We start from the raw sequence: 26,907 nt of genomic DNA on the forward strand, positions 1-26,907 counted from the left end.
TTTATGTAAGGGAATGGCTCTAGCAAAGTTTGTGAATGAATTCACGAACAAATGTGAAAAAACGAACAATTATTGGAGGGGAAAAATCTCAATGTTTAAAAAGAACTACTTCGTTCCACTATTAGCTTTACTGCCTGTATTGCTTTTAAGCGGCTGCGATACGAATATGCTTGTTTTTGAACCCAAAGGTCCTGCAGCAAGAGATATTCTTGACTTAATCAATTGGTCACTAATCTTCATGCTCCTTGTTGTTGTTGTCGTTTTTGGTTTATTTGGTTATATCATTTGGAAATACCGCGCAACACCTGAAAATAAAGATTACGAGCCACCTGAAGAACATGGAAGTACAAAATTAGAGTTTATTTGGACTATTATTCCTATTTTAATAGTTATTGCTCTAACCATTCCAACAGTAAAAACGATTTATAAGCTTGAAAAAGTTCCTGCAGGCTATGAGAAAAAAGAGCCGATTGTCATTCATGTTACATCTGCCGATTGGAAATGGATTTTCAGTTATCCTGATCAGGGCATCGAAACAGTCAATTACGTAAACATCCCTGCAGGCACACCTGTTGAATTTAAATTAACTTCAGCTGGTACCATGCAATCTTTCTGGGTGCCTGAATTAGGCGGTCAAAAATACACAATGAATAAGATGGAAACTCAATTGTACCTTACTGCTGATAAGCCCGGAGAATTTTTAGGTAGAAATACCAACTTTAACGGACAAGGATACGCTGGTATGGAGTTTACCGTAGAAGCAAAATCACCAAAAGACTTTGAAAAGTGGGTAAAAGAAGTTAAAGAAAAGGCTCCGAAATTAACAGAGAATAAATACTTTGAACTCCTGAAGCCAACACATTTAGGCCGGGAAACATATATCGGTACACATTTAGCATGGGTTGATCACGCTAAAATGAATTCTAAGACTTATACAAACCCTGAATTGTATGAAGTCCATGGCGTGAAAGGTAAGATTTTTAAAGAAAAAGAAACTGACAGTGAGTCAACGAAAGATATGGATGGAAATTCAAATGGAGGTGAACACGATGGGCATTAATTGGCATGACTTTTTTATCGTCGGAAACCCGTTAATACTAGGTTCACAGATTGCTATTGCACTAACAATGGTAGGTATTGTAGCTGGTGTTACCTATTTAAAAAAATGGAAATGGCTTTGGCGTGAATGGATCACTACGGTTGATCATAAACGAATTGGTATCATGTACATCCTTTCTGGTGTATTAATGTTTTTCCGTGGTGGTGTAGATGGACTATTAATGAAAGCCCAAACCTCACGCCCTGAAATGCAATTTTTAGACGCTCAACATTATAACGAAATTTTCACCACTCATGGTGTAATCATGATTTTATTCGCGGCAATGCCACTTTTAATTGGCTTAATGAACGTCGTAATTCCGCTTCAGATTGGTGCACGGGACGTAGCATTTCCGCAATTAAATGCGCTTAGCTTCTGGTTATTCTTTAGCGGTGCGATGCTATTTAACATCTCGTTTGTTATTGGTGGTTCACCAGATGCTGGATGGACAGCCTACTTCCCTCTTGCCGGGAAAGAATTTACCCCGGGTATCGGTAACAACTATTATGCTGTTGCCTTGCAGATTGCCGGGATTGGTACATTGATGACAGGTATTAACTTTATCGTAACGATTTTAAAAATGAGAACAAAAGGGATGAAACTAATGAGAATGCCGATGTTCACTTGGACATCATTTGTTGCATCAATCATTATCGTAGCATCCTTCCCAATCTTTACTGTTGCGCTTGCTCTAATGACATTTGACCGTATTTTCGGTACCCATTTCTTCACGCTAAGCGGCGGTGGAATGGATATGATGTGGGCCAACTTGTTCTGGCTATGGGGTCATCCTGAGGTGTATATTGTTGTACTTCCAGCCTTCGGAATGTTCTCAGAGGTCATTTCTACTTTCTCTCGAAAAATGTTATTTGGATATAAATCAATGGTCTTTTCCGTTGTAGGTATTGCTTTCTTAAGTATGCTTGTATGGGTTCACCACTTCTTCACAATGGGTGCTGGACCAGCAGTTAACTCAGTCTTCTCGATTACGACTATGATGATTGCCATTCCAACTGGTGTTAAAATGTTTAACTGGTTATTCACGATGCGCAAAGGTCGAATCCAATTTACAACAGCGATGCTTTGGGCACTGGCCTTCATTCCTTGCTTCGTAATTGGTGGAGTAACTGGAGTTATGCTTGCAATGGGCGCAGCCGATTATCAATATCACAATACATTGTTCCTAGTAGCTCACTTCCACTATGTATTAATACCTGGTGTTGTGTTTGCCGTATTTGCTGGTCTTTACTACTGGTGGCCAAAAATGTTTGGCCATATGTTAAATGAGAAACTTGGAAAATTACACTTCTGGTTTTTCGTCATTGGATTCAACTTAACGTTTATGCCAATGTTTTTCCTAGGTTTAAACGGAGCGGTTCGACGTTCATATACCTATTCTGTTGAATCTGGATATGCTCCTTTATTCCTATTATCAGCCATCGGTGCGGTTATTTTAGCAATAGGCTTTGGTTTCCTCTGCTATAACATTTACTGGAGTGCTCGTTATGCAGACCGCAATATTTCGAACGATCCTTGGGATGCAAGAACACTTGAATGGGCGACTGCCTCACCTGCTCCATTCTATAACTTTGCAAAGCTTCCAGAAGTTAAATCACTTGATGCTTTCTGGTATATGAAGAAAAACAATGAAGGTTTATCACTTAAGGATGATGAAATAAAAGAAATTCACATGCCAAGTAATTCAGGACTGCCATTCTATATGGGCGTTGTTTTTGGCATTACAGGTTTCTTCTTAGTTTTTGAATGGAAGATTGCTGCTCTTGTCGCAACAGTAGGGATTTTAGCAGGATTAATCATACGATCCTTTGATTATAATGATGGTTTCCATGTTCCAGTCGATGAAATTAAAGCAACTGAAAAATCATGGCGGAACATCGATAAAGGGGTGAACAACCATGTCAGCTAATGTGAATACAGCATTGCCTCTCGAATATCAAACAGAGCAAAACAGAATGAATATCCTTGGTTTTTGGATTTTCCTTGGGGCGGAAATTGTCCTCTTTGGAACACTTTTTGCGGTCTTTTCCGTATTAAATACTAGATATGCAGGAGGTCCAACTCCAAAGGACCTCTTTGAGATAAAAGATGTCATGGTTGAAACCATCCTTTTGTTAACTAGTAGTTTTACCATGGGACTAGCGATTTACGAAATGCGCCGTCATAACCGTAATGGAATGTTATTATGGTTTATTATTACGATCTTGCTAGGTGCTGGGTTTGTTTTCATGGAGATCACTGAATTTATTCACTATGTCCATGAAGGAGCAACCATGCAGACTAGTGCTTTCCTTTCAAGCTTCTTTGTCTTGTTAGGCACGCACGGTCTCCATGTATCTATGGGTATTGGCTGGGCAGTTATGGTTATCCTCCAAATCTTACGTAGAGGCTTAACACCAGTAACAGCAAGAAAGACCTTTATTATCGGCTTATACTGGCACTTCTTGGATGTTGTTTGGATCTTTATCTTTACATTTGTGTATTTAGCAAGGATGGTGGGTTAAATGGCTAAAAATACAAAAGGGTTTCCCATTACACATGTTTTAGGATTTATTTTATCACTTGTGCTCACCTTTGCAGCACTTGGTGTAGCACTAAAAACATCATTGCCATTTAAGACTATCCTTTGGATTATTGGTTCACTTGCTGTGATCCAAGCCGGTCTACAACTGTTCATGTTCATGCATATGAACGAAGGCGAAGACGGCAAGTCCAATTTGGTTAACATCGGTTATGCCTTTTTCATTGCAGTCGTAACTGTTGGTGGTTCTATCTGGGTTATGTCTTTCGGTATGTAATATCAAAAAAGGTGTCAGGCGTTCCATGTGAAATTATCACATGGTGCCTGACACCCTTTTTATTTTGTATTATTTTTTCTTTTAGTACGTACCAATTGATACCCGATAAAGGCAACATATAGAGGAATGGCTACATAGATGAAGTATGGAAAGCGATGCTGTTCTTTTTTAAATACAAGGTAAATAGCATAACCGAGAAAAAGAGTAATGATAATTCCGTATTTTGGCAGCGGAATATCCTTTAAACTAGGAATTTTTATCGTACTCACCATTAAATAGCAAAGAACGAAAAAAGCAATCGGAAGAATAATTGCAGGCATTTTTCCATGAAACAAAGTTAAAAGTGTTAACAATCCCCCTGCTGCCGTAATTGGAACACCCGTAAAATACTTTAGAGAAGATTTTACAGCGTTAATATTAAAACGTGCAAGTCGATAGGCACCGAATAATGGGAATAGTCCGGCAATGGCCATTCCTGCTACTCCAAAGTCACTGAAATATGAATAATAGGCCATCATCGCAGGTGCAACCCCGAAGGTTACGATATCAGCCAATGAGTCGAGCTCTTTACCTAAATCACTTTCTACACGTAGCATCCGTGCAATTCGTCCATCCATGCTATCGAGCATCATGCCAATCAAAATTAATATGGCTGCATTTTTGTAGTCTCCTTGTGCCGAATACATTACCGACAAAAAGCCAAAGAATAAATTTGCAAGGGTAAATAGATTAGGAATACTGTTTCTAATAATATGTATCACTCCAAAAAAAATTATAAAATTTAAGCCACTTCTTTTTCTCGCTTATGTTTCTTATTATACTTCTTTTCCATATAAAATTGGAAAAACAAAATCGCAGTTGTTAACCAAAAGCCGCTTGCAAAATACCCACCAATAATATCACTTGGATAATGGACTCCCAAATAGATTCGGCTAATCCCAATGGATAGGATCATTCCCACGCTCACAAAAATCAACAGCACCCTTCCCCATCTGTTGGGTATATGTCGCCACAACAAAAAGGATACGACTCCATATACTGTAAAAGCATTCATTGCATGTCCGCTAGGAAAGCTGTATCCCCCAACTTCGATTAAGCGATGTAATTCTGGTCGTGTTCTTTTAAAAAATTGTTTCAAGAGTTCATTTAATATCGCTGAACCCATGATAGCTGCCACAAATAAGATTAGTTCTAAACGATGATGCAATACTTTGTAAAGGAATAATAAAAGTAAGATGCTCAGTCCTATGACAACAGGAGCCGATCCAATCGTGGTAAAAAACTTCATCGTGCGCGTTAATCCAATCGTTTCCAAGCCTTGAATATAATCGATAACTTGATGGTCGAATTGATTGATCTTTTGGTCACTAATAAACAATGATATCAAACTAAAGCCCAATATGGAAATGGCGCTAATGAAAAATGCGATGACCAGTCTTATTTTTAAGCTCATAATGATAATCCTTTCTATTTTTATCCCATTGTAGAACTATAAATAACATCAGACTAAATGGAAATTGACGGAGGATATGTCTACGTGACCGTTTCCCTTCTCCATCAGGTATTTCGGGTTCATAGAACCTGGCTATGCGACCGGATCCCTTCTCCATCAGGCATTTCGGGTTCATAGAGCCTGGCTATGCGACCGTTTCCCTTCTCCATCAGGCATTTCGGGTTCATAGAACTTATCTATGCGACCGTTTCCCTTCTTCATCAGGCATTTCGGGTTCATAGAACTTGTCTATGCGACCGTTTCCCTTCTCCATCAGGCATTTCGGGTTCATAGAACTTGTCTATGCGACCGTATCCCTTCTCCATCAGGCATTTCGGGTTCATAGAACCTGGCTATGCGACCGTATCCCTTCTACACCAGGTATTTCGGGTTCATAGAACTTATCTATGCGACCGTTTCCCTTCTCCATCAGGCATTTCGGGTTCATAGAGCCTGGCTATGCGACCGTATCCCTTCTCCTCCAGGCATTTCCGACTCATAGAACCTGCCTATGCGACCGTATCCCTTCTCCTCCAGGCATTTCCGGCTCATAGAACCTGGCTATGCGACCGTATCCCTTCTCCATCAGGCATTTCGGGCTCATAGAGCCTGGCTATGCGACCGTTACCATTCTCTATCAGCCAATTCGGTCGCATAGAACCTGGCTATGCGACCGTATCCCTCATCCGTCAACGAAATTAAGCATATAGATATTCTATTTTAAAGACTTTCCATTAATATCTCTTCCCTCAGGATTAGTATGTCAAATAATCATTGTAAAATGAAAACTCGCCAAATGACGAGTTATCATTATAGCGCCTTGGCTTTATGCACAGTCTCTTCAGCTTTATCATTAGAAAACAAAAACCCCGCCACAGCAATACCGACTAATACAACATAAAATGTTACTTTCCATTCAGTCGAATGAGCAAATTCCTCATTTAATATAGCTAAAGACGGGTGCGAAAGTGTGTAGACAGCTAATTTTACCCCTACCCAGCCAACGATCGTAAAGGCAGCGATTTCTAAACCAGGCTTTTTTTCAAGAAGCTTCACAAAAAGATTGGCTGCAAAACGCATAATGATCAGGCCAATAATACCACCTGCAAAAATAACTAAGAACTTACCACCATCTAATCCACCAATATTAGGCAGCGGAGTATCTGGAAGAACAACAGCCATTGCTACAGCTGCAAGAATGGAGTCCACAGCAAAAGCGATATCAGCTAATTCCACCTTAAACACCGTACTCCAGAAACTACCCGCTTTTTTAGTCTCATTCTTCGCCTTCGTCTCTTCTGCTTTTCCCTTAATGACCTTTCGGAAAACATGATTACCTGCCATAAATAATAAATAAAGTGCGCCAATTGCTTGAAGCTGCCACACATCGACCAAAAAAGAAATGACAAACAACGATGCAAAGCGGAAAACAAAGGCGCCAGCTAAACCATAAAATAAAGCTTTTTTCCGCTCTTCTTCAGGAAGGTGCTTAACCATAATTGCCAGCACTAGCGCATTGTCTGCTGCTAAAAGTCCTTCAAGAGCAATGAGAATAAGCAATACCCAGCCATACTCGAGTAATAGAGATACATCCATGAAAATTCCTCCTCTAAATGGTATGTTTTTTCTAAAATACTCCCTAACGCCAAATAAAAAGGCCTTTACTGCTTACCAGTAAAGGCCCTAAAACACAGAAAAAGACCTTTACCGTAAAGTAAAGGTCTTGCTAACAACGTCCATGTTGCCAATAAAGCCGGAGAAACATGTTTCTCGAAATGACGACTTTATTGTAGCAGCTACTCCCCTTTAAAAAGGAAATATTTTATTACTAATAATATATCAAACTTCCAATAAAATGTCAATAACCTCTACAAAGTTTAATACAGTCTTTGCTCATACCCCTCATGAAGGCTTGCTTCCATTTCCTCCACGGTTACATCCTTAATATTGGTGTGATCAGCTAAAATTTTTGCAGCTCTTGGTAAAGATTTCTTATCCAACCAACTCTCAGGCTTCCAAAGGCCAGAACGGATTAAAGCTTTTGCGCAGTGAATAAAGCACTCCTCTACCTCAACCCCAATTCCCACTAAAGGTGCCTTCCCGTTAACCGCCATTTTCTCTAATAAATCCTCATCTGTGACGATACATGCTTTTCCATTTACACGAAGAGTTTCTCCAAGACCTGGGATCAAAAATTGCAGTCCGACAAAAGGATTTTCAAGAATATTATTCATGGAATCTACTCGTTTGTTTCCTGGTCTTTCAGGTATGATAAGTTGATTATCATTTAACACCAAAACAAACCCAGGCTGGTCTCCTCGCGGTGAAACATCACAATGGCCACTTTTATTAGCAGTGGACATAACCAAAAATGGCGACAAGCTAATAAAATTTTTACAATGAATATCTAAATGGTTGATCACCTTTTTTTGTGCTCTTTCACTAGGAGTCCCCATCAGATTTCGAAGTTCGTCTTTTGTAGTGATTTTCTTTTTAAAGCTTAGAGTTTCCTGCATCAACATTTCATCCTCTATAGTTCGTATACTTCCGTATATTTCTTCTCTAAATATTCCACAAGATAATCTGCGTTTAATTCTTCACCTGTTACTCTTACAATTAACTCATTTGGCGTATAAAGCTTACCGTACTGATGAATCTTTTCCTTTAACCATTCCTGAATTAAATCAAACCGTCCGTTTTCAATATGGTTATTGAACTCCGGTAATTCGTTTTGAATGGTACGAAGGATTTGGGCAGCATAGAGATTACCTAATGAATAGGACGGGAAGTAACCAATTCCACCAAAGGACCAATGGACATCTTGAAGAACGCCCTCTGTATCCGTATTAGGTGTAACACCAAGGTAATCCTGCATTTTTTGGTTCCAAATGGCCGGAAGATCTTTCACTTCAATCTCACCGCCAATTAAGGCTTTTTCGATTTCATAACGAAGCATGATGTGTAGATTATAGGTTAATTCATCTGCTTCCACACGGATAAATGATGGCTGCACTGTATTAACTGCACGATAGAATTCTTCAACCGAAACATTTTCCAATTGGTTTGGAAAATACTCCTGAAGCTTTGGATAAAAATACTTCCAGAATTCCTTACTGCGTCCAACCATATTTTCTAAGAATCGAGATTGTGATTCATGAATACCAAAGGATGCGCCGCTTTGAAGGACCGACTCTTCGAAAGCTGGATTAACATGTTGTTCATAAATTCCATGACCTGCCTCGTGAATCGTCCCAAATAAAGCGGAACGGACGTTCTTTTCTAAATAACGGGTGGTTAAACGTACATCCCCCGTATTAACGGTTTGTGCAAATGGATGAACAGTTTCATCCAGTCTTCCTGCGTTCATATCAAAACCAATAATCGGTAAAATAAACCGATTAAATTCTTTTTGTTTTTCTATTTCAAAAGATTGATCGAAAATTTCTACATTGGTTGGCTTTCCATTTTTCTTAATGCGTTCCAATAGCTTTACACTAGATTCTCTTAGCTTAGCAAATAATGGATCTAGTTTTTCCACCGTTAATCCCGGCTCAAACTCATCCAACAATGCATCGTATGGATGCTCCTCATAGCCATAAATTTCAGCAAACTTTCGCTTATATTCTACTATTTTCTCTAAGGAAGGAAGGTAACGGGCAAAATCATTGTTTTCCCTTGCTTCTTCCCAGGCATCATTCGCTTGAGCAGTAAGTATGCTATATTCCTGAAAAAGGTCAGCCGGAATACTTTTGGATTTTTGATAATACTCTTTGTATTCTCGTACTTTCGCTTTTGTCATTTCGTCTAATCCCTCAGTGTTTTCATTAGACGACAATGTATCTAACAGTTTACCCATTTCTTGTGATACCGAAAGCTTAAACACTTCCGTTCTAAGGGTTCCTGTTGCTTTAGCAAACACATTTCTTCCCTTTTTCGGAGCCATCACCTTTTGATCCCAATCTGCCAAACCAATAATACTTGAAAAATGAGTAATCTTTTCATCTAACGCTTTGAACTGCTCCAACGCTTTTTCTACTGTTGGATCCATTACTTTTTGTTCCATTATGTAGACCTCCTCATTGTACTTTCTATGTCAATAATGTTTGCTGATGTTGCAACAACATCAAACTTAATTATAAATTAAAAATTCAAATTAGGGAAAAAATTAAAAAACAGTTTCATTGACAATAAATTTAAAATCCTCGACCAAATCAGGCATATTTTTTACCTATTAAAGATAAAAATATGATTCTTACCGATATGTTAATAAAGGGTATTTTTTATAGTATTTGTTATTTTTAGCATTTATTTTCCATTTCTTGTTGTTCCTTCTTTAGTGATAAGGCATAATAAATACTGACCACAAGCTAGAGTGTAAAAGGATGTGTTACATTTTGGAGAAACCCAATAAGAAAAAATCCCATTTCCCCTTTCGATTAAATATCCTTTTTTTTAGTGTTTTTTTATTATTTTCTATTCTTATATTACGCCTAGGCTTTGTTCAAATTGTTTATGGTGAAAACTTTAAACGCGACTTAGAAAGAAAAGAAGATATTACAGTAAGCAATCCTGTCCCTAGAGGGAAAATGTTTGATAGAGATTTTAAAGTGGTTGTTGACAATATCCCTAAAAGTGCCATTACCTTCACAAATGAGGGGTTTACCCAAAAGGAAATGATTGGGACTGCTGAAAAACTAGCACAATTGATTGACAAAAATACCGATAAAGTCACTCTAAGGGAAAAAAAAGATTTCTGGATCATGAAACATCCGAAGCTTGCAGATAAGAAAATTACACAAGAAGAAAAAGCCTTATTAGCAACCAAAAAAATAACAGATAAAGAACTCTACAAATTAAAAGTAGATCGAGTAACCGATGCTGAATTACAGACTTTAACAGCGAATGATCTCGAGGTCATGGCCATTTACCGAGAATTTATTAGCGGATATAAATTCACACCACAGATTGTAAAAAATGAAAACGTGACCGATAAGGAATTTGCAGTTGTAAGTGAAAATCTTCAATCTCTTCCAGGGGTAGAAACAACGACAGATTGGGACCGTGCTTACGCATTTAAAGATACATTGAGATCAGTATTAGGAAAAGTAACAAAATCTGATGAGGGTTTGCCTGCAGAACAATTAGATTATTTTTTGGCAAGAGGATACAGTCGTAACGACCGCGTCGGTAAGAGCCAGCTCGAAATGCAATATGAAGATGTTCTACACGGTTATAAATCCAAAGTAAAAAACATTACCGATAAGACAGGAAGCGTCATTGAGACACAGCCTGTGACTGACGGAAAAAAAGGAAACGACCTTGTCCTTACAATAGATATGGACCTGCAAATGGCAGTAGATAAAATAATTGAAGATGAGCTTTGGGCAGCAAAGCGATCACCGGGGACTGCACTAACAGATCGGGCTTACGTGGTTTTAATGGACCCGCATACTGGTGAAGTATTAGCGATGTCTGGTAAAAAGATTGTAAAAGATCCCGACACTGGAAAAGTGGAAATGATAGATGATGCACTAGGCACTTTCACTACTACATATAATGTTGGTTCCGCTGTTAAAGGCGCAACCATTCTTACTGGATTTAAAACTGGAGCAATTTCTCCTGGAACAGTATTTGATGATACGGGTTTAAAAATCAAAGACACCCCTATAAAGAAGTCATATGCGTATTTGGGAAGAGTAAATGAAATAGACGCCTTGAAAAAATCATCTAACGTTTATATGTTTCATACCGCGATTCGTATCGGTCAAGGACATTATGAGTATGAAAAACCATTAAATTTTACTAATCCGAAAGCATTTGAAACGATTAGAAATTCTTTCGCCTCATTTGGTTTGGGCACAAGAACGGGCATAGATTTACCAAATGAGCAGACAGGGTTTAAAGGGCAGAGTAAGCTACCTGGTTATTTACTTGACCTTGTCATTGGTCAATATGATACCTACTCAGCAATGCAACTTGCTCAATATGTTTCAACCATTGCCAATGGAGGAAACCGAATGCAGCCACATGTAGTGAAACAAATAAGACATTCTGCAGAGGATGGTGAAGAACTCGGACCTGTCGCACAGGAAATTACACCAACTGTGCTCAATACCATCGATGCCAAGAAACAATGGATGAACCGTGTACAAACAGGATTTAAGAAAGTGATGCAGGAGCCTGGTGGTACAGCAACTAAGTTTTTCAGCGATGTCAAGTACTCTCCAGCAGGGAAAACAGGAACGGCAGAAGCCTTTTATGACGGCCCATTAAGGAATCAATTTGGGAAAGAGCCGCCTCCGGTCATGAATCTAAGTCTGGTAAGTTATGCCCCAAGCACGAATCCTGAAGTCGCGATGGCAGTGATTGTTCCTTGGGCCTATCAAGGAAAGGTTGATAACAGAGCCAATTTAAAAATTGGCCGCAAGGTTTTAGACACGTATTTTCAACTGAAGAATAAATAGTCGGTCAATCATAGGGTGCCTATTATGGCACCTTTTTTTTGGAAAGTACTGATTTTACCGCCTTCTCAATTTCTAAATAGCTCGTGCAACGGCAAATATTCGACTCCAACCACTCTTTAATAGTCGAGTCATTAGCATTCGGATGATTTTCAATTAATGCATGACAGTTCATGATGAATCCTGGAGTGCAATATCCGCATTGAAAAGCAAAGTTGTCTATAAAAGTTTGTTGAATGGGTGTCCCCTGAAGCCCTTCTATAGTTGTCACCTTTTTCCCAACAGTCTCCACAGCTAGCATTAAACAGGATTTCATCGGCCAACCGTCAATAGTAACCGTACAGGCCCCACAATCTCCATTTAAACAACCAGGCTTAGCTCCAGTAAGACCTAATTTCCCCCTTAATGTATATAACAGAGTATCAGCATTGCGCACAGTGGTTACTCGGGTTTCACCATTAACCTGTAAGGTAATTGTGTTTGATTTCAAACTACCATCTCCCCTATTACCGCTTTCAACGATTTCCTCTTTCTAAGGTGGCCAGCATATCCAACAATAAATGTCGTAATACAAATAAACGATAATCTGCAGAACCCTCGATATCATCCAAAATTGGATTGGGCAGTGAGGATAGCGCCCGTTCCACTTTTTCCTCTACTGAATAGCTTCTGTTATTCAGAGTTTCCTCCATTTCCGAAGACCGAAACGGAAACGGACATAACCCGCTTATTGCAATTCGTATTTCTTCGGCTATTTTTAAAGCTGCTAATGTGATTAAGGGATAGCCAGTTTCCCATTGCTGGCGTCGTTTCATACTGAAATAAGGTGCTTTTACAAAACGGTCTTCTGTTACTAATTGAACTAATAATTCACCATTCTTTAATTTTAACTGACCTTGAAACACATCATTTATTGGCACTACTTTTTTTCCTTCCGGTCCTGTGATGAATAATTGACTGTCTGCAAGTAAGAATGGAAGAACCGCTTCTCTATAAAAAATTCTTGCACAAATATTACCACCTAACGTAATCTTTCCTCTCGCTGTATGGTCAGCTACCTCACTAGCTGTTTTTGTCAGCAGGGGAAAAAGATTAGCTTCTTCTATTTTTGTTAAAGATAGCGTGCTTCCAAGCAACAAATGATCTCCATTTACCTGCATGACATTACATTCGGAAATACCCTTTATATTAATAACAGCTTCTGTATACGCCATATCAATGCGACCGAGGGTAATCAATTCTGTTCCTCCAGAGTAAAACATTGGCTGTTTACCCTGCTGATCTAAGTTTTGGTATAGATGGACAGCTTCTTCTAATGTTTCTGGTTGATAAAATTCGAAATCAAAAGGAAGCATTTACTTGGCCGCCTCCTTTGCTTTCCAAATTAATTCTGGTAGTAACGGTAGATGATGTAGGGATACACCAGCTGCTGTTGATAAAGCATTCCCAAGCGCTCCCGGCATCCCCATGAGTCCATGTTCTCCTACACCCCTTGCTCCGTAGGGTCCGTCTAGCTGAGGTGTTTCAACAAATCCCACCAAATACTCTGGATTTTCACCATACCTTAATGGTCGATACGTCCTTAGCTGTGGATTCAATACTCTGCCCAGGTCATCAAAGTAAAAAGTTTCTCGACCCGCAAAGGCAAGACCCATACTCATCGCTCCCATGACCTGTCCAAGGGCTGCTTTTTCATTTAACACTTTACCAATATCAACTACAGTCGCAGCTTTAATTAATCGATACGTAAAATCACGCCTATCAAACTCAACCTCCACACCGTAGGCTGCAACCGTCCACTCTGGACCTGGTTTTCCTGCACCTGTTTCGCGGTCTAGATGTGTAAGGTGTCGTAAAATAAAGTTCCCCTTGCCGATAATTTGCCCGCCAATAGAATTCCCATTTGGATATTCATAGCCATATCCTATATCCTTAAAATCAAGACCAATAGCTGGGTCGTCACGCAAATATACACGACTGTTCCCTACTTCTAAGTCTTCCTTTGGGGCCCTTAAAACGGTAGAAGCGATATCTTTTAGCTGTCTAATAACATCATCAGCTGCTTCTAAAAGGGCTCTACCCGCCATAAACGTTCCCCTACTTGCGACCGTCTTCCAGTGTTCAGGCGTTGTCTGGGTATCTACTTCCATTCGAACATGAATCTTGTTCACATCCATTTTCAGCCGCTCTGCAAGAATTTGAGCGAGGACTGTTTTTGTTCCTGTACCAATTTCAATCACTCCAGACATTAAATTGATACTACCATCGGGATTAAAAGTGAGAATAACTCCTGAAGGTGCATTGGGATCAATTGTTGAGGTTTTCCAACTACAACTGACTCCCTTAACACGAATAAATCTGGCATTCAGCTCTTTAATTGGCCCTTCATCCCATTTGATTAACTCTCTTACTCTATCAATACATTTAGGCAGGTTGCCTACATTACTCTTATTCAATCTGACTCTTGTTGGTGTGGTATGTCCAGGCAAAATCGCGTTCATCCTTCTTAATTCAAGGGGGTCTATATTTAATTTCTGTGCAAGCAAATCCATTGTTCTTTCAATCGCAAAAGAAAGTTCAGAATGACTAAACCCCCTAAATGGTGCTGCATAGGGATGATTGGTATACATGCAATAGGAATCGCACCAAACATTCTCCATATGATACGGTCCAGTACAATCGGCCGCTCCTGCCCTCGTTAAATCGGTTGCCTTATCGGAATACGCTCCTCCGTCCCATAAATATCGAATTTCAGCAGCCCTGATTTTCCCTGTTCGATCGGCCCCCAATTTAACCGTTGCATCTAAACCGATATGGCACGGAGAGGTGAGTATATCTTCTTCTCTTGTATTAAGTATTTTCACGGCTTTTCCGCCAACTGCCTTAGATGCCAAGTAGGCCAGCACCTCGAGTTGGACGGAAGCCTTCCCACCATATGCTCCTCCAACAAGCGGGGTATGGACTATTATCTTCCCAATTTCCTCACCGAAATAGTCGGAAATAAGCCTTTTTACCATGAAAGGTGCCTGTGAAGAAGTAGTTATGGTTATATTACCATCTGGGAGAATCTCTGCTGTTGCACACCTAGTCTCCATTGCGGCGTGATCAGAAGGAGAGAAGGAGAAACTCGCTTCCACCACTGTTTCACTTTCATTCCACCCCCTTTCCATATTGCCTTTCCGAATTTTAATATGTGTGGCAATATTGGTGTCAGGCACCGGGTAGACATCTTTCTTTTTTTTATATTCCCCCAAACGCTCATGAACCAGTGGAGCGTCCTTTTGGATTGCTTGTGTTGGTGAATTGACAACAGGCATTAGTTCATATTGGACGTTAATTAGATCTGCTGCTTTCTTGGCTTGTGCCGGTGTTTCAGCCACAACGAGTGCAACTGGTTCACCGTGATAACGCACCTTGTCAACAGCAATTGGTGGCCGGTCGCGAATGGCTTCTCCTGTTAGTGGGAACTGCTGGCCTGCAAGAATTGCTCTAACACCAGGTATCTTCCATGCATCGGTTGTATCTATGTTTACAATTTTTGCATGACCATATGGACTTATGACCATTTTTGCAGAAAGCATTGGAAAGGTTTGATAGTCATTCGTATATTTTGCCCGACCTGTTACCTTATCCCTCGCCTCTTTGCGGATCACACTCTTCCCAAGAATCTCCAACGTCACCCCTCCCATCACCTTCTGTTTTGCCACATTTTCTTTACAAACTGATAATCTTCCATGGTATCCACATCAAAAAAGCACTCATTACTTTCAAGTATTATTTGTTTCCCACTTTCACTCTTGCTTCCTCGAATGATTTCCCGCGCTCCTTGATCACCTTCTAAATCTTCGATAAGCGAAAAAATGTGCTTAGTAATTAGAATGGGTGGTTTCGAAACCCCAGTGTGAGTGTACGAAATATAGGTATAGTCTGGGACAACCAAGTATTCCTCTATTAACCGATTAATCATCCAATAATTGATATTAGGCTGATCTGCTAAAAGCACCACCACCCCAGAAGCCCCCAACTGTGAAGCAGCACTCACTCCCGCTTTCAACGAAGCACTTAATCCTCGGTCTGCATGATCACATTCTACTAACCTCCAACCCTTCCTTTCAGAAAAAGGAGCTAACCAATGAAGCGAATCTTCCTTTCGCGTGACAGCGATGACCACTCCTAGATTGGAATCCAAGGCCTCCTGAAACGCCATGCTCCCTACAAACCTATTTCCAAGTGGTAAATTCAGTTTAGAACAGCCCATTCTACTGCTCCTACCAGCTGCAAGATAAATCCCTACTATTCGGGTATGGTCCATAACAGTTCCACTCGTTCATGTCTTGGTTTTCTCCAAACCTCGATCATTTCTGCAACAATGCTTACTGCTATTTCTTCAGGCCCTACTGCTCTAATGGGGGCTCCAATCGGCGAATAAATCCATGTAGGGATATCTTCACCGTTAAGCAACCGCTTTGTTCTTTCTCTTGGCCCTAAAATTCCTAAGTATCTAACATTTTCATGAAGTAAATGGAGGAGAAATTCCTGATCTCTTTGAAAATGATGAGACATAATAACCACAAAATCATAAGAAGAAAAAGATAACTGATTTACTAATTCACTAGGAAAACCAACCAGAACATGTTCTGCAGTAGGAAAGTTATTCTTCTGACAGAGCTCGCTTCGCCAGTCACAAACAATCACAGAAAAACCTGTTTCCGCTGCCATTGTGACAAGTGGAATAGCATCAGGTCCAGCTCCTAACACAATTAAACGTGGCTTAGGTTGATACGTATGCTGAAAAATAGATTTCTCTGTCATAACGCCACTTTTTGAGGTAAACTCAATTACCGGTATTTTTCCGTTCCAGGTTCCGAATGAAGCACCCTCCTCCTCAATAAACACATACTCTCCAAGTTCATCTAGCCGTTTTAAGGCAATCACTGGCTTATGACTGTTCAATAGACTTTTTACAAGCCTATAATCCTCTATTAATTGTGAAGTCAAAGGCTCAAGTAGAATATCGATGGTCCCATTACAGCCTGATACCTGCCCCCATCCAAAATCGTTTTCTTCACTTAGGTCATACTGAAGGATCACTGCCTCCTGTTCCTTCATTACCTTCTTTGCTCGTATGGCTAAATCCGTTTCTAAACAGCCAGCACTCAACATTCCGTTATAAGAGCCGTCTTCAAAAAAAATCATCGTTGCCCCTTCTTTTCTATAAGCTGAACCTTTAACACTAATAATTGTAGCTAATGCTTTTTTTCCCTTCTTTTCCATCACTTCGAATATTGGATAAATATCATCCATAGAAGCCCCCCACTTTACCCATAAAATTTCTACCTTATTTATATTAATTAGGAGGCTATTCCTAGAATGAATAATTTTTCCTTTCAAGCTTTCATAATCATTAATAACCAGTAGCTGAAAGGATGGTTTTATGAAACTAACAAAATTTAAAGATTCGCTTCCTATCCCGCCTGTATTAAAACCTAAATGGAAAACAGACAAATATACGTATTATGAAGTGAGTATGATGGAAGCAATGCAGTCTCTACATAGTGACTTACCAAAAACAAGGGTGTGGGGTTATGAAGGGATGTATCCGGGACCAACTTTTGAAGTTGAAGCGGGTGAAAAGGTTTATGTAAAATGGCAGAATAAACTTCCTGATCAACACCTTTTTCCGATTGATCATACGGTTCATGGGGCAGAGAAGGAGAAACCTGATGTTCGAACAGTTGTCCATCTTCATGGTGGCAGAACAGAACCTGCCAGTGATGGCTATCCCGATGCGTGGTTTACCAAAGATTTTCGTGTAAAGGGTCCCTTTTTTGAAAAAGAAATATATGAATACGAAAACCAACAAAGTTCGAGGTCCCTTTGGTATCATGATCATGCCATTGGATTAACTCGTCTGAATATCTATGCGGGGCTTGCTGGGTATTATATAATTCGAGACACGCATGAACGTTCTTTAAATCTACCTTCTGGTGAATTTGAAATCCCATTACTTCTTCAAGACCGTTCTTTTCATGAGGATGGCTCATTATCCTACCCCTATCAGCCGGAGAACAATTCTTCAGGTATAAAGCCATCTATTATTCCATCTTTCTTTGGAGATACCATCGTTGTTAATGGGACTGCTTGGCCTTATTTAGAAGTAGAGCCAAGAAAGTATCGGTTCCGGCTGTTAAACGCAGCTAATGCCCGTTTTTTCCGACTAAGTCTTGACTCTAATCAACTGTTTTATCAAATTGGAACAGATAGTGGATTTCTAGAACAACCAATTGGTGTAAAAACATTACTGATTGCACCGGCCGAACGCATGGATATCATCATTGACTTTAGTAATATGGAGGGACAGTCCATTCTATTGAAAAATGACGCTCCGATACATTTCCCATCAGGGGATCCAGTGGACCCAAATACAACTGGCACCGTTATGCAGTTTCGTGTATCTAAATCTCTGTCAATGATTGACACAAGTGTAATCCCTGCCTATATTGGTTCCATTTCTAGACTCCAGGAATCTATGGCAAAAAGAACTAGATGGTTAGAGTTGAATGAAGAAAAGGACTCATACGGCAGATCTCTTTTTCTCTTAGATAAGAAAAAATGGGATTATCCGATAACAGAAAATCCACAGGTTGGGTCTATTGAGTTATGGAATTTTATTAATACCACTGGGGATGATCATCCGATTCATATCCATTTAGTTCAATTTCAAATCCTTGACCGCCAGCCTTTTGACGTGAAGCATTTTAAACGAACTCAACAAATTAAATTCACAGGTGCTCCGATGCTTCCTGATTTAGGAGAACGAAGCTGGAAGGACACCGTAAAATGTCCTCCTAGCCATATCACCCGAGTCATCATTCCGTTTTTCCCCTTCACAGGTAGATATGTTTGGCATTGTCACATGCTTGAGCATGAAGATTACGAAATGATGCGGCCGTACATTATTCTTCCTTCGAATTAATCCCAGGACTTTTTCCATTCAAGTAACTGGAATATATTCTTTTAATATTGCTTGTAGTATTGCATAGCAAAGTTCCGAATCGTTCATCTTGTTCTCTTTTACCTTATTAAGACAATCTTTTATTTTTACTTTTATCACCTTTATATTCTCATGTTCTTCGAGCTGTTGGTGCTGTTTTGTTCCAATTTCCTCTGTAAAAAAAGCATGGGTAATTTCATTTGTTCTCCAGGATGCAGGTTGTAGAAATCCAAGATAATGGACGGTACCACATTGGTAACCCGTTTCTTCTAAAAATTCACGTCTTGCTGCCTGCTCCAGCTCCTCCCCCTTTTTCACACCACCACCCGGCAATTGCTGTACAATCGTTCCTACCGGTTTTCTATATTGCTCAATTAATAGGAATGAATCTCCTTCCTTTGCTAGTATAACTACCCCATCCTTTTCTTCTAGCTCAAAATAAGGCCTGTGAAATCCATCCTCTTTTAGTTTCATGCCAGCTAACTCTAGCAGTGTTTGATTTTTTTCCATAGTTGCCTCCTTTTTTCTTCATTATTTTTATATTTTATCACTATTTTAACTCTATTTTGGTATATTAAGGAAAGGAATAATTTGAATTCAGCGAAGGATGAAGTCATGAAAAAAAATCGTACGCTATTTTTATCAGCGGTTGCATCTGGAACGATGTTAAATCCCCTTAATTCTTCCATGATTGCGCTAGCCTTACATAGTATTCAAAAGGATTTCCAACTTTCCTTTGCAACTGTATCCTGGCTAATATCTAGCTTCTATTTAGCAAGTGCTGTTGCTCAACCTGTTACAGGAAAAATAGGTGATTTATTTGGAAGGAAAAAGACCTTTTTAATAGGATTAGTGCTCGTTGCACTCTCGGCTATTGGAGCACCATTATCAACATCCTTTCTCTTATTGCTCGGTATGAGACTTGTTCAATCCATTGGCAGTAGCGCCATCTATCCCTCCGGAATGGCATTGATAAGAGATAATATTAAAGAAAAACAAGCATCCGCACTAGCTGTTCTTTCTATTTTTGCTTCAGCGATGGTAGCTCTTGGTCCAACAATTGGAGGTTTCTTAATTGTGTGGGGAGGCTGGCCAGCCATTTTTTGGGTAAACTTCCCGTTTATTATCATAAGTTTTCTGCTCGGCTGGTATATGTTTCCTAAGGATGTTAAAAAGGATAAGGAACATTTAAAAAAGTTATTTTCTCATATGGATTTCAAGGGTATGATTTTCTTTGCAGCAGGTATGGTGTTCTTTTTATGGTTTTTGTTATCTTTTGAAACCAAAATTCATTATTTTTCAGGGATAGCAGGTGTTATTTTCTTTTGTCTTTTTTTCTGGAGAGAATTAAATGTAAAGGAACCATTTATCGACATTCGAATTTTCAAATCACACCCAAAGCTTTCTATGGTATATATTCAGTTCATTCTATTAAATATCTTTTTTTATTGTTTATTCTTTGGACTCCCCAGCTACTTTCAAGAGGTGCTAGGCTTAAGTGTTGAAAAGAGTGGATTGTTAATGCTATTTATGTCAGGCATTAGCATTGTAATCTCATCTGTAACCGGCAAATGGATTGACAGAAAAGGAGTATACCAGCCAATTGTTATTGGAGCCTTTCTCTCGATTGTTGGAGGATTAAGCTTTACCATGTTTTTTGTTGGCTCTTCTTACTGGGGGATTGGCATCATTTTATCGATTATGGGCTTAAGCTATGGAATTGGAAATGTGGTTCTTCAAGTGGCAATGGTCAAAGAGAGTCCTAAAGAAATTGTCGGTACAGCTTCAGGTCTGTTTCAAACCTGCAGGTACTTAGGCTCCATTTTATCCTCCATCATACTAGGATTAATTTTTGGGGAAGAAATATCAGCTGAAAGCATGAAAATCATTGGAACCGTATTAATTATTACGGGGGTCGCCAGTTTTTTAATGAGCTTATGGTTTTCAAAGGAATCCATGCATTTTAGAAAAATGAAACATGTATAATAGGATAGGCTATACAATTATATTCCAAAATAAAACAGCACCCTCTTGGATGCTGTTTTTTATTTTATTGGTAAAACATAGAGTAACACACAGAAAAAGTGTGCAGTACTTCCTGCCATTACAAACAAATGCCAAACGGCATGATGATATTTAAATCCTCGCCAAACATAAAAAATGGCTCCTAGCGTATACAGCGCGCCGCCTATTATTAAGTACGTCATGCCCTGTGGGGACAAATTAGCAGCAAGTGATTTCCATGCAAAAACAATTAACCAACCCATAACCACATAAAGAAAGGTCGATGTAAACAGATACTTTTTAACAAAAAAACATTTAAAAATTGTTCCAGCAATAGCAAGTCCCCATACTACCCCAAATAGTGTCCACCCCATTGCCCCTTTGATTACTATTAGTAAAAAAGGAGTATATGTTCCGGCGATAAAAAAGTAAATGGAGGAATGGTCAAATATTTCAAATACATCCTTCGCTTTTCCCTCTGGTAAGCTATGTAGCAAGGTTGAAGACATATATAGGAGGAGCATCGTTACTCCAAAAATCATAAAACTGACAATATGCCAGGCAGTTCCATATAGTGAAGCAAAAACAATTAAAATGACTAAGGCGGAAATGCTTAGTAATGCCCCAATGCCATGTGTAATCGAGTTAGCTATTTCCTCCTGTTTGGAAAACGTATGTGTTGTTGCCACGATTCATCTCTCCCTTCAAATCCTCCCAAGTTGGAAATGGGATATTTAAGAAAATAACACGTTAAATGAATGGAATCAATGGACATCTGTCATATTAAATAGATTACCTTTCATACTATTATTTTTTATTTCTGCCCGCCATTAAATTCTTAATTTGTTCTTTTGGATCCCAGCAGTTAAATTTATAATTGGTTTTGGTTTGGTAACCTAAGCGGCTGCACAAATAGGCTATATTACTGCTCTTCTTTTCTATTTTAAAGTGCTTACATGTGGCACAACAATGATAATCCTTCATCCTTTTCACCTTTCTTAAACTATTAATCTTTCCTTCATAGTTTGTTCATATTTATTTACTAAGATATAAATAGGTTCACGGAAGAACCTTTAACCTCCGCCCCCCTTAATATATAGATGGAAATGCCCGGCATTTGTGCCGGGTAATTTTTTTTATTATTAATAGTTTAATGAAAAGATAAGGTAAATGGCTGTTCCCCACATAATTAAGGCTGATAGTTTATTTAAGATAAGAATAAATCTTCCAGACTGGTCAAGCTTTCCTACCATTCTTCCTGCAAGTGAGAGTCCAAAAAACCACATCCACGATACAAAAATACAGGACAACATGAAGGCCAGCTTTGCTGGACCTGAATAGGACAAGGAGCTGGTCCCAATCACTCCGATCGTATCCATAATAGCATGAGGATTTAAAAGTGAAACTGAAGCCGCAAATACAAACTGCTTACGTGGCGAAAAACTTTGATTCGATGTTTCTTCTGTATGAGCTTTGCTTTTCCAAGTGGTAAACCCCATGTAAATTAAAAAAAGAATGCCAATGAGAAGGAGCGTAACCTTAATCCATGCTACCCCAAAGACAACGGCTGAAACCCCAAAGACAGCTAATGAAATCAACAGTGTATCACAAAGGGAAGCAGTTAACACAACAGGGAGAACGTAGACCCACCTTGGCTGCAAAGCCCCCTGATTAAAAACAAACACATTTTGAACCCCTAATGGCAGAATGAGTCCAAATGCCAAAATGAAGCCATGAAATATTGCACTAAACATTTTCTCTCTCCTATAAAAAAAGGTATACATACATTTTTAATTTTTTGGTTAACATAAATACTAAAAAAGGATTTTGCCTGTGTATATTGCTATTGTAATCGTAGTTTATATTATTTTTGCTAAAATCTTCGTAGACTGGAAGCGCTGGAAAGAGTTTTATCCAACTATTCAGTATTTTATCATATGTAACTTGGCTTATAACTTTATTTTTTTCAACCATACTCTTTGGGCATACAAGGCGGTAACTGTCGAATGGTTGAATCATACAATCATTGAATTAGTCTTTTCTTTTTTCGTTATTCCTGTGGTAATTATGATTTATCTGCAGTACTTTCCAAAAGGGAGAAAAGGGGTTCTCTATATTGCGGTTTGGATTGCATATTTTTCAATAATAGAACTCTTATTTTACAAAAGAGGCTTATTCCTTTATGAAAATGATTGGGGCCCTATTTGGTCAACTGTTTTTAATACCATCATGTTTATTATTTTGCGTATACACCATAAAAAGCCGTTGGCTGCCATGTTGTGTTCCATCCCGGTTATTGCCATCTTACTATACTTTTTTCACCCGTCGTATCATGACCTAAAATAAACGTTGAGGACGTGAGAAAATGACCGAAACTATACTCTCGCTTCCGCTTTTCTTGCTACTACTGTTCTCAGTTTATATTGCCATGGCTATTTTTTTGTTTAGAAATAAAAAATAAGGCCGCCTAAAATGAAAAAGCCGCCCTTTGTTATGTTATCGTCACCTTTCTACTCATGTATTTGTGAAACAAGTATACTTCTCACCCAAGCTGTCAATAACATTACCAAGTACAGTATACGGAGAGGTGGAAATGAATGAAGGGAATTTATTTTGTTAATAATCGAATTTGTATCAATGGACTATCAAAAGAAGAAAGTATTGACCTCCAGGAACAGTCAATTATAAATTTTATGGCAAACCATAATATTCAAAATACAAAACTCAATCCTTACCAATTGAATGAGTATTATACGGTACCACATGCACTTTTATATGATCTCAAAAAGCATCAACACAGCTTTGATTGTTTCATTCATTATTCGTTACATGCAATGGAGGATTTTATTTATACATACCCTGCAAAATGGCTTATCTTAAAAAGCTTTTTTAAAGAAGTCATCATTGTTGAAAAGCAAACTGATCTAACCATCCAAAAAGTTATCTAATCAATAGATTTTTTCGCTGATTTACGATAAACGTATAAAAAGTTAACCAATAAAATAAAAAGTAAGTAAATACCATATAAACCAAATGAAAAAAGCTTATTACTACTAAATGTAGCTCCTGCAAAGGATAAAATAAGAGTGTTAGGAAGTTTTCCAATGGCTGACGCAATAAAAAATGGAAGCCAATGGACCTGACTTAGTCCGCAAATAATTGTAATAACAGGTGCAGGAATAATAGGAATTAATCGGCTGGTTAAAATCGCTAGAAAGGAATTTCTCAACAGGAATTCCTCGTATTCTTTTACTTTTTGGTACTTTTCGAGCTTTTTTTGTGCGACATCCCTAAAACCATATCTGCTCAAGTAAAAAAGAACCAAAGTACCAACCATTGCTCCTGATAAGGATATCACTGTACCCATTGGAGCTCCAAAGACAGCTCCAATTCCCCCTGCTAAAATCGGATAAGGAATGACCGGAAAGAACACACAAATAACTACAAGAAGCATACTTATAAAAACAGATAGCGATCCTCCCTGTTTGACTAATAGAAGCAATTCTTCCTTCCAGATGAATCCACCCATGATAATCAATAGAACAATACTAATACTACTAATTTTTTTTGCCATTGATTACTCCGTTCATTTTGATTTATTTAATTAATTGAGTAAGGTAACCAAATCGTTACTGTGGTACCTTCACCATCAATACTTTCAATATTGATTTTTCCATTGTGGCTTTCTATAATACGATAGCTTGTCATTAATCCAAGACCTGTGCCTTTTTCTTTAGTAGAATAGAAAGGCTCCCCAAGCTTAGATAGTCTTTCCTGTGGAATTCCACACCCGTTATCAACTATTTGCACAATAACTCCTGTTTTGTCTTTTGAAATATTTACTTCAATTCGTCCCTGTTCATTTATTGCATCGAGGGCATTTTGAATGACATTCATGAATACCTGCTTGAGTGAATTCGGATCTCCTTCTATTGCAGGAATGAATTCACTGGAAAAGAAATTTAGTTCTTTATTCATCATAAGTGCTTCTGTCTGTAAAAGTTGCACTATTTGTTTCACAACATCATTAATTTGAACAAAGGTCGTTTTTTCTGTATGGGGCTTGGCCATTGTTAAAAACTCTGAAATTATACTCTCCACCCGTTTTAATTCATCCAGGATTACCTTTAGGTATATCGGGTTGATTTCATTTTCAGAATGTAACAGTTGCATAAAACCTTTGATTGGTGTTAAAGGATTACGAATTTCATGAGCTACTGCAGCAGCCATTTGCCCAACAACTGCCAACTTTTCAGATTTTCGTAACATTTCGTTTGTTTCCATTCGTTGCTGGATATCTCGAGAAACGGAAACGATTTCTTTCGGTTCACCACTCACGTTATCAGATAAGGTTTTAGTAGTTGATTCAATCCAAATATAGGAACCATCCTTTTTCCTGCATCGATATGTAATTAATTGCGAATCTTGATTGGCTGAAAGACGGTACTGCCTCCTCATTTCATCACGATCATCTGGATGGATAAATTGACTAGGACTTTTACCAATTAATTCGAAAGGTTCGTAGCCTAAAACCGTTTTTACTGATGGAGATACGTAGAGATACGTAAAATCTACTTTGTGTAACATAATCATATCTGAAGAGTGCTCTGCAAGAAGACGATATTTCTTCTCACGATGTCTAAGTGCCATCTCCATTTGTTTTTTCTCTGTAATATCCAGTACTTGACCTAATAGAAATTCCTCACCAGTAGATTGTTCTCGAACTCTTGATACATTTAAAATACCTGTTTTAATATCTCCTAACTTATGAATAAATCTTTTTTCAAGCTGATACTCATCTCTAATGCCGCTTAAAATTCCTCCAAATAATTGAGCATCCTTTGGCATATCCTCTGGATGTGAGAAGGATTCAATTGTAAGTTCTGAGATTTCATCCATCGTGTAACCTAAAAAGTCACAAAAAGCCGGATTGTATTGTATTTTTGATAAATCTATTGAAGCAATTACTTGTGGAATTCTAGACTGATAAAAAACCTCATGATATAGAGTTAAATTAAACATCAAAACCCCCAAAAGAGTGACATCCGTCAAAAAATATTCTTCATAAGTATAAAGCTAAATTCACTTTTCTTAAAGTATTACTATTCAGAAATTTCATGTAAAAAAAAGCCTTTTATCAATTGATAAAAGACTTTTTTCCATATTCTATTAAAATGCGGTTCTAGCACCAAGATATCTAGGTTTCCAGTATGAATTTGTCATATCAGCGATGGAAACCCCAGAAGACCCCGCTTGGATAAACTTATTATCCCCTAGATAAATTCCCACATGTGTGGGACCAGGTGCATATGTCTCAAAAAATACAAGATCTCCAGGCATTGGGGTACTAATCACTTTTAAACCAGACCATTGTGTTGCCGCTGTTCTTGGAATGGTTATCCCGACTTTATTAAACACATAACTAGTATACCCACTGCAGTCGAAACCTGCCGGCGTCATGCCGCCCCATAAATACGGTGTACCAATATATTTTTTTGCTTCAGAAATAACCAAATCAGCTTTAGACACAGTAGTTTCTGGTTGTGGTTCTGATATTGGTGTCAGGGAAACCTTTAATACTTGTCCGATATAGATAGTATCTGAAGTTAAGTTATTAATAGATTTTAGTTGAGCGATTGATAGTTGAAAGCGGGTACTTATGCCCCAAAGAGAGTCACCTTTTTGGACTGTATAGGTGGTTGTGGCTGTTTCATGGCTATGCGGTGCCAATAATGAGAGTTTTTGATTTACATAGATTGTATCACTAGTAAGTTGATTCCAAGCTTTTAAATCAGCAATCGATACTTGATTACTTTGCGAGATTTTCCAGAGGGTATCACCCGATTGTACGGTATAAATATTTTCATGTGCACTTGCATTCCCACCAAAAGAAGTTAACAAGATGCCGGCAGTTGTGACTACTGTCAGTAGATGTTTTTTCATGGATGGCTGCTCTCCCTTAAGTTGTTTTGCCCTCTCTATCATAAAGGAGAATGAGATTGGATTAAATCCCAAAGATATGGTTTACATGGAAGGAAATT

Annotated in this window: 26 protein-coding genes; 9 read left to right on the forward strand and 17 right to left on the reverse strand. The window is 38.6% G+C overall.

Annotated features, from left to right (window positions below; all coding sequences use genetic code 11):
* Positions 1–91 precede the first annotated feature (91 nt).
* From qoxA to qoxD, 4 genes are read left to right on the forward strand one after another with little or no spacing between them, the layout of a single operon-like run.
* Positions 92–1,060: a cytochrome aa3 quinol oxidase subunit II gene (gene qoxA, locus AC3A54_RS07170; protein WP_335531305.1), complete on the forward strand. Its 969-nt coding sequence runs from the start codon at positions 92–94 to the stop codon at positions 1,058–1,060.
* Positions 1,050–3,026: a cytochrome aa3 quinol oxidase subunit I gene (gene qoxB, locus AC3A54_RS07175; RefSeq protein ID WP_335545870.1), complete on the forward strand. Its 1,977-nt coding sequence runs from the start codon at positions 1,050–1,052 to the stop codon at positions 3,024–3,026. Before qoxA ends, qoxB begins: the two co-directional genes overlap by 11 nt.
* Positions 3,016–3,621: a cytochrome aa3 quinol oxidase subunit III gene (qoxC, locus tag AC3A54_RS07180; protein ID WP_309864027.1), complete on the forward strand. Its 606-nt coding sequence runs from the start codon at positions 3,016–3,018 to the stop codon at positions 3,619–3,621. Before qoxB ends, qoxC begins: the two co-directional genes overlap by 11 nt.
* Complete coding sequence (gene qoxD / locus AC3A54_RS07185; RefSeq protein ID WP_335531298.1) at positions 3,622–3,915, forward strand: cytochrome aa3 quinol oxidase subunit IV; 294 nt, start codon at positions 3,622–3,624, stop codon at positions 3,913–3,915. It begins immediately after the preceding gene.
* A gap of 59 nt (positions 3,916–3,974) precedes the next feature.
* Here qoxD and pssA read toward each other — a convergent pair whose 3' ends face one another.
* From pssA to AC3A54_RS07210, 5 genes are all read right to left on the reverse strand, one after another.
* Positions 3,975–4,676, reverse strand: a complete 702-nt coding sequence (gene pssA, locus AC3A54_RS07190; protein ID WP_308079796.1) for a CDP-diacylglycerol--serine O-phosphatidyltransferase — start codon at positions 4,674–4,676, stop codon at positions 3,975–3,977.
* A gap of 20 nt (positions 4,677–4,696) precedes the next feature.
* Positions 4,697–5,368 carry a phosphatase PAP2 family protein gene (locus AC3A54_RS07195; RefSeq protein WP_487653950.1) on the reverse strand — a complete coding sequence of 224 codons (672 nt, stop codon included), beginning with the start codon at positions 5,366–5,368 and terminating at the stop codon, positions 4,697–4,699.
* Between the two features lie 849 nt (positions 5,369–6,217).
* Positions 6,218–7,003, reverse strand: a complete 786-nt coding sequence (locus AC3A54_RS07200) for a TerC family protein (protein ID WP_487653951.1) — start codon at positions 7,001–7,003, stop codon at positions 6,218–6,220.
* 281 nt (positions 7,004–7,284) lie between these two features.
* A complete protein-coding gene (locus AC3A54_RS07205; RefSeq protein WP_374121000.1) occupies positions 7,285–7,929 on the reverse strand; it encodes a pyridoxamine 5'-phosphate oxidase family protein in 645 nt (214 codons plus the stop codon).
* Positions 7,930–7,937: 8 nt separating this feature from the next.
* Positions 7,938–9,470, reverse strand: coding sequence for a carboxypeptidase M32 (locus AC3A54_RS07210; RefSeq protein ID WP_487653952.1), 1,533 nt, complete (start codon positions 9,468–9,470; stop codon positions 7,938–7,940).
* 319 nt (positions 9,471–9,789) lie between these two features.
* Here AC3A54_RS07210 and AC3A54_RS07215 point away from each other — a divergent pair, with 319 nt between their 5' ends.
* A complete protein-coding gene (locus AC3A54_RS07215) occupies positions 9,790–11,871 on the forward strand; it encodes a peptidoglycan D,D-transpeptidase FtsI family protein (protein ID WP_487653953.1) in 2,082 nt (693 codons plus the stop codon).
* Positions 11,872–11,893: 22 nt separating this feature from the next.
* Here the strand turns inward: AC3A54_RS07215 and AC3A54_RS07220 are convergent, their stop codons facing one another.
* Genes AC3A54_RS07220 through AC3A54_RS07240 form a run of 5 tightly spaced genes read right to left on the reverse strand, consistent with a single transcriptional unit; the run spans position 11,894 to position 17,172 of the window.
* On the reverse strand, positions 11,894–12,358 hold the full coding sequence (locus AC3A54_RS07220) for a (2Fe-2S)-binding protein (RefSeq protein ID WP_487653954.1): 465 nt from the start codon (positions 12,356–12,358) through the stop codon (positions 11,894–11,896).
* Positions 12,359–12,383: 25 nt separating this feature from the next.
* The gene (locus tag AC3A54_RS07225) at positions 12,384–13,223 is read right to left on the reverse strand and encodes an FAD binding domain-containing protein (RefSeq protein WP_487653955.1); all 840 of its coding nucleotides are present in this window, start codon (positions 13,221–13,223) and stop codon (positions 12,384–12,386) included.
* The gene (locus AC3A54_RS07230; RefSeq protein ID WP_487653956.1) at positions 13,224–15,542 is read right to left on the reverse strand and encodes a xanthine dehydrogenase family protein molybdopterin-binding subunit; all 2,319 of its coding nucleotides are present in this window, start codon (positions 15,540–15,542) and stop codon (positions 13,224–13,226) included. It lies immediately after the preceding gene.
* Positions 15,543–15,556: 14 nt separating this feature from the next.
* Positions 15,557–16,180 carry a nucleotidyltransferase family protein gene (locus tag AC3A54_RS07235; RefSeq protein ID WP_487653957.1) on the reverse strand — a complete coding sequence of 208 codons (624 nt, stop codon included), beginning with the start codon at positions 16,178–16,180 and terminating at the stop codon, positions 15,557–15,559.
* A complete protein-coding gene (locus AC3A54_RS07240) occupies positions 16,162–17,172 on the reverse strand; it encodes an XdhC family protein (RefSeq protein ID WP_487653958.1) in 1,011 nt (336 codons plus the stop codon). Before AC3A54_RS07240 ends, AC3A54_RS07235 begins: the two co-directional genes overlap by 19 nt.
* A 130-nt stretch (positions 17,173–17,302) precedes the next feature.
* Between AC3A54_RS07240 and AC3A54_RS07245 the strand changes: the two genes are divergently transcribed.
* Positions 17,303–18,844: a multicopper oxidase family protein gene (locus tag AC3A54_RS07245; RefSeq protein ID WP_487653959.1), complete on the forward strand. Its 1,542-nt coding sequence runs from the start codon at positions 17,303–17,305 to the stop codon at positions 18,842–18,844.
* An 18-nt stretch (positions 18,845–18,862) separates the two neighbouring features.
* Here AC3A54_RS07245 and AC3A54_RS07250 read toward each other — a convergent pair whose 3' ends face one another.
* On the reverse strand, positions 18,863–19,372 hold the full coding sequence (locus tag AC3A54_RS07250; RefSeq protein ID WP_487653960.1) for an NUDIX hydrolase: 510 nt from the start codon (positions 19,370–19,372) through the stop codon (positions 18,863–18,865).
* A gap of 105 nt (positions 19,373–19,477) precedes the next feature.
* Here AC3A54_RS07250 and AC3A54_RS07255 point away from each other — a divergent pair, with 105 nt between their 5' ends.
* Entirely contained in the window at positions 19,478–20,848 is a 1,371-nt protein-coding gene (locus AC3A54_RS07255) for an MFS transporter (RefSeq protein WP_487653961.1), read from the forward strand.
* Positions 20,849–20,907: 59 nt separating this feature from the next.
* Here the strand turns inward: AC3A54_RS07255 and trhA are convergent, their stop codons facing one another.
* The 3 genes from trhA to AC3A54_RS07270 all read right to left on the reverse strand — a co-directional run bounded on the left by trhA (position 20,908) and on the right by AC3A54_RS07270 (position 22,620).
* Positions 20,908–21,555 (reverse strand): PAQR family membrane homeostasis protein TrhA, encoded by a 648-nt coding sequence (gene trhA, locus AC3A54_RS07260; protein WP_487653962.1) that lies wholly within the window; start codon positions 21,553–21,555, stop codon positions 20,908–20,910.
* A 118-nt stretch (positions 21,556–21,673) separates the two neighbouring features.
* Positions 21,674–21,850, reverse strand: coding sequence for a hypothetical protein (locus tag AC3A54_RS07265; RefSeq protein WP_487653963.1), 177 nt, complete (start codon positions 21,848–21,850; stop codon positions 21,674–21,676).
* Positions 21,851–22,008: 158 nt separating this feature from the next.
* Positions 22,009–22,620, reverse strand: a complete 612-nt coding sequence (locus AC3A54_RS07270; RefSeq protein ID WP_487653964.1) for a LysE/ArgO family amino acid transporter — start codon at positions 22,618–22,620, stop codon at positions 22,009–22,011.
* Positions 22,621–22,699: 79 nt separating this feature from the next.
* On the opposite strand from AC3A54_RS07270, the gene AC3A54_RS07275 reads away from it, so the two are divergent.
* The gene (locus AC3A54_RS07275) at positions 22,700–23,212 is read left to right on the forward strand and encodes a CBO0543 family protein (protein WP_487653965.1); all 513 of its coding nucleotides are present in this window, start codon (positions 22,700–22,702) and stop codon (positions 23,210–23,212) included.
* Positions 23,213–23,463: 251 nt separating this feature from the next.
* On the forward strand, positions 23,464–23,814 hold the full coding sequence (locus AC3A54_RS07280; RefSeq protein ID WP_487653966.1) for a hypothetical protein: 351 nt from the start codon (positions 23,464–23,466) through the stop codon (positions 23,812–23,814).
* Here the strand turns inward: AC3A54_RS07280 and AC3A54_RS07285 are convergent.
* The 3 genes from AC3A54_RS07285 to AC3A54_RS07295 all read right to left on the reverse strand — a co-directional run bounded on the left by AC3A54_RS07285 (position 23,811) and on the right by AC3A54_RS07295 (position 26,809).
* A complete protein-coding gene (locus AC3A54_RS07285) occupies positions 23,811–24,440 on the reverse strand; it encodes a TVP38/TMEM64 family protein (RefSeq protein WP_335547723.1) in 630 nt (209 codons plus the stop codon). The genes AC3A54_RS07280 and AC3A54_RS07285 overlap by 4 nt on opposite strands.
* A 26-nt stretch (positions 24,441–24,466) precedes the next feature.
* On the reverse strand, positions 24,467–25,888 hold the full coding sequence (locus tag AC3A54_RS07290; RefSeq protein WP_487653967.1) for a PAS domain-containing sensor histidine kinase: 1,422 nt from the start codon (positions 25,886–25,888) through the stop codon (positions 24,467–24,469).
* Between the two features lie 147 nt (positions 25,889–26,035).
* A complete protein-coding gene (locus AC3A54_RS07295; RefSeq protein ID WP_487653968.1) occupies positions 26,036–26,809 on the reverse strand; it encodes a C40 family peptidase in 774 nt (257 codons plus the stop codon).
* Between the last annotated feature and the right edge of the window lie 98 nt (positions 26,810–26,907).

This window comes from Neobacillus sp. Soil_C_43 (assembly GCF_057656715.1).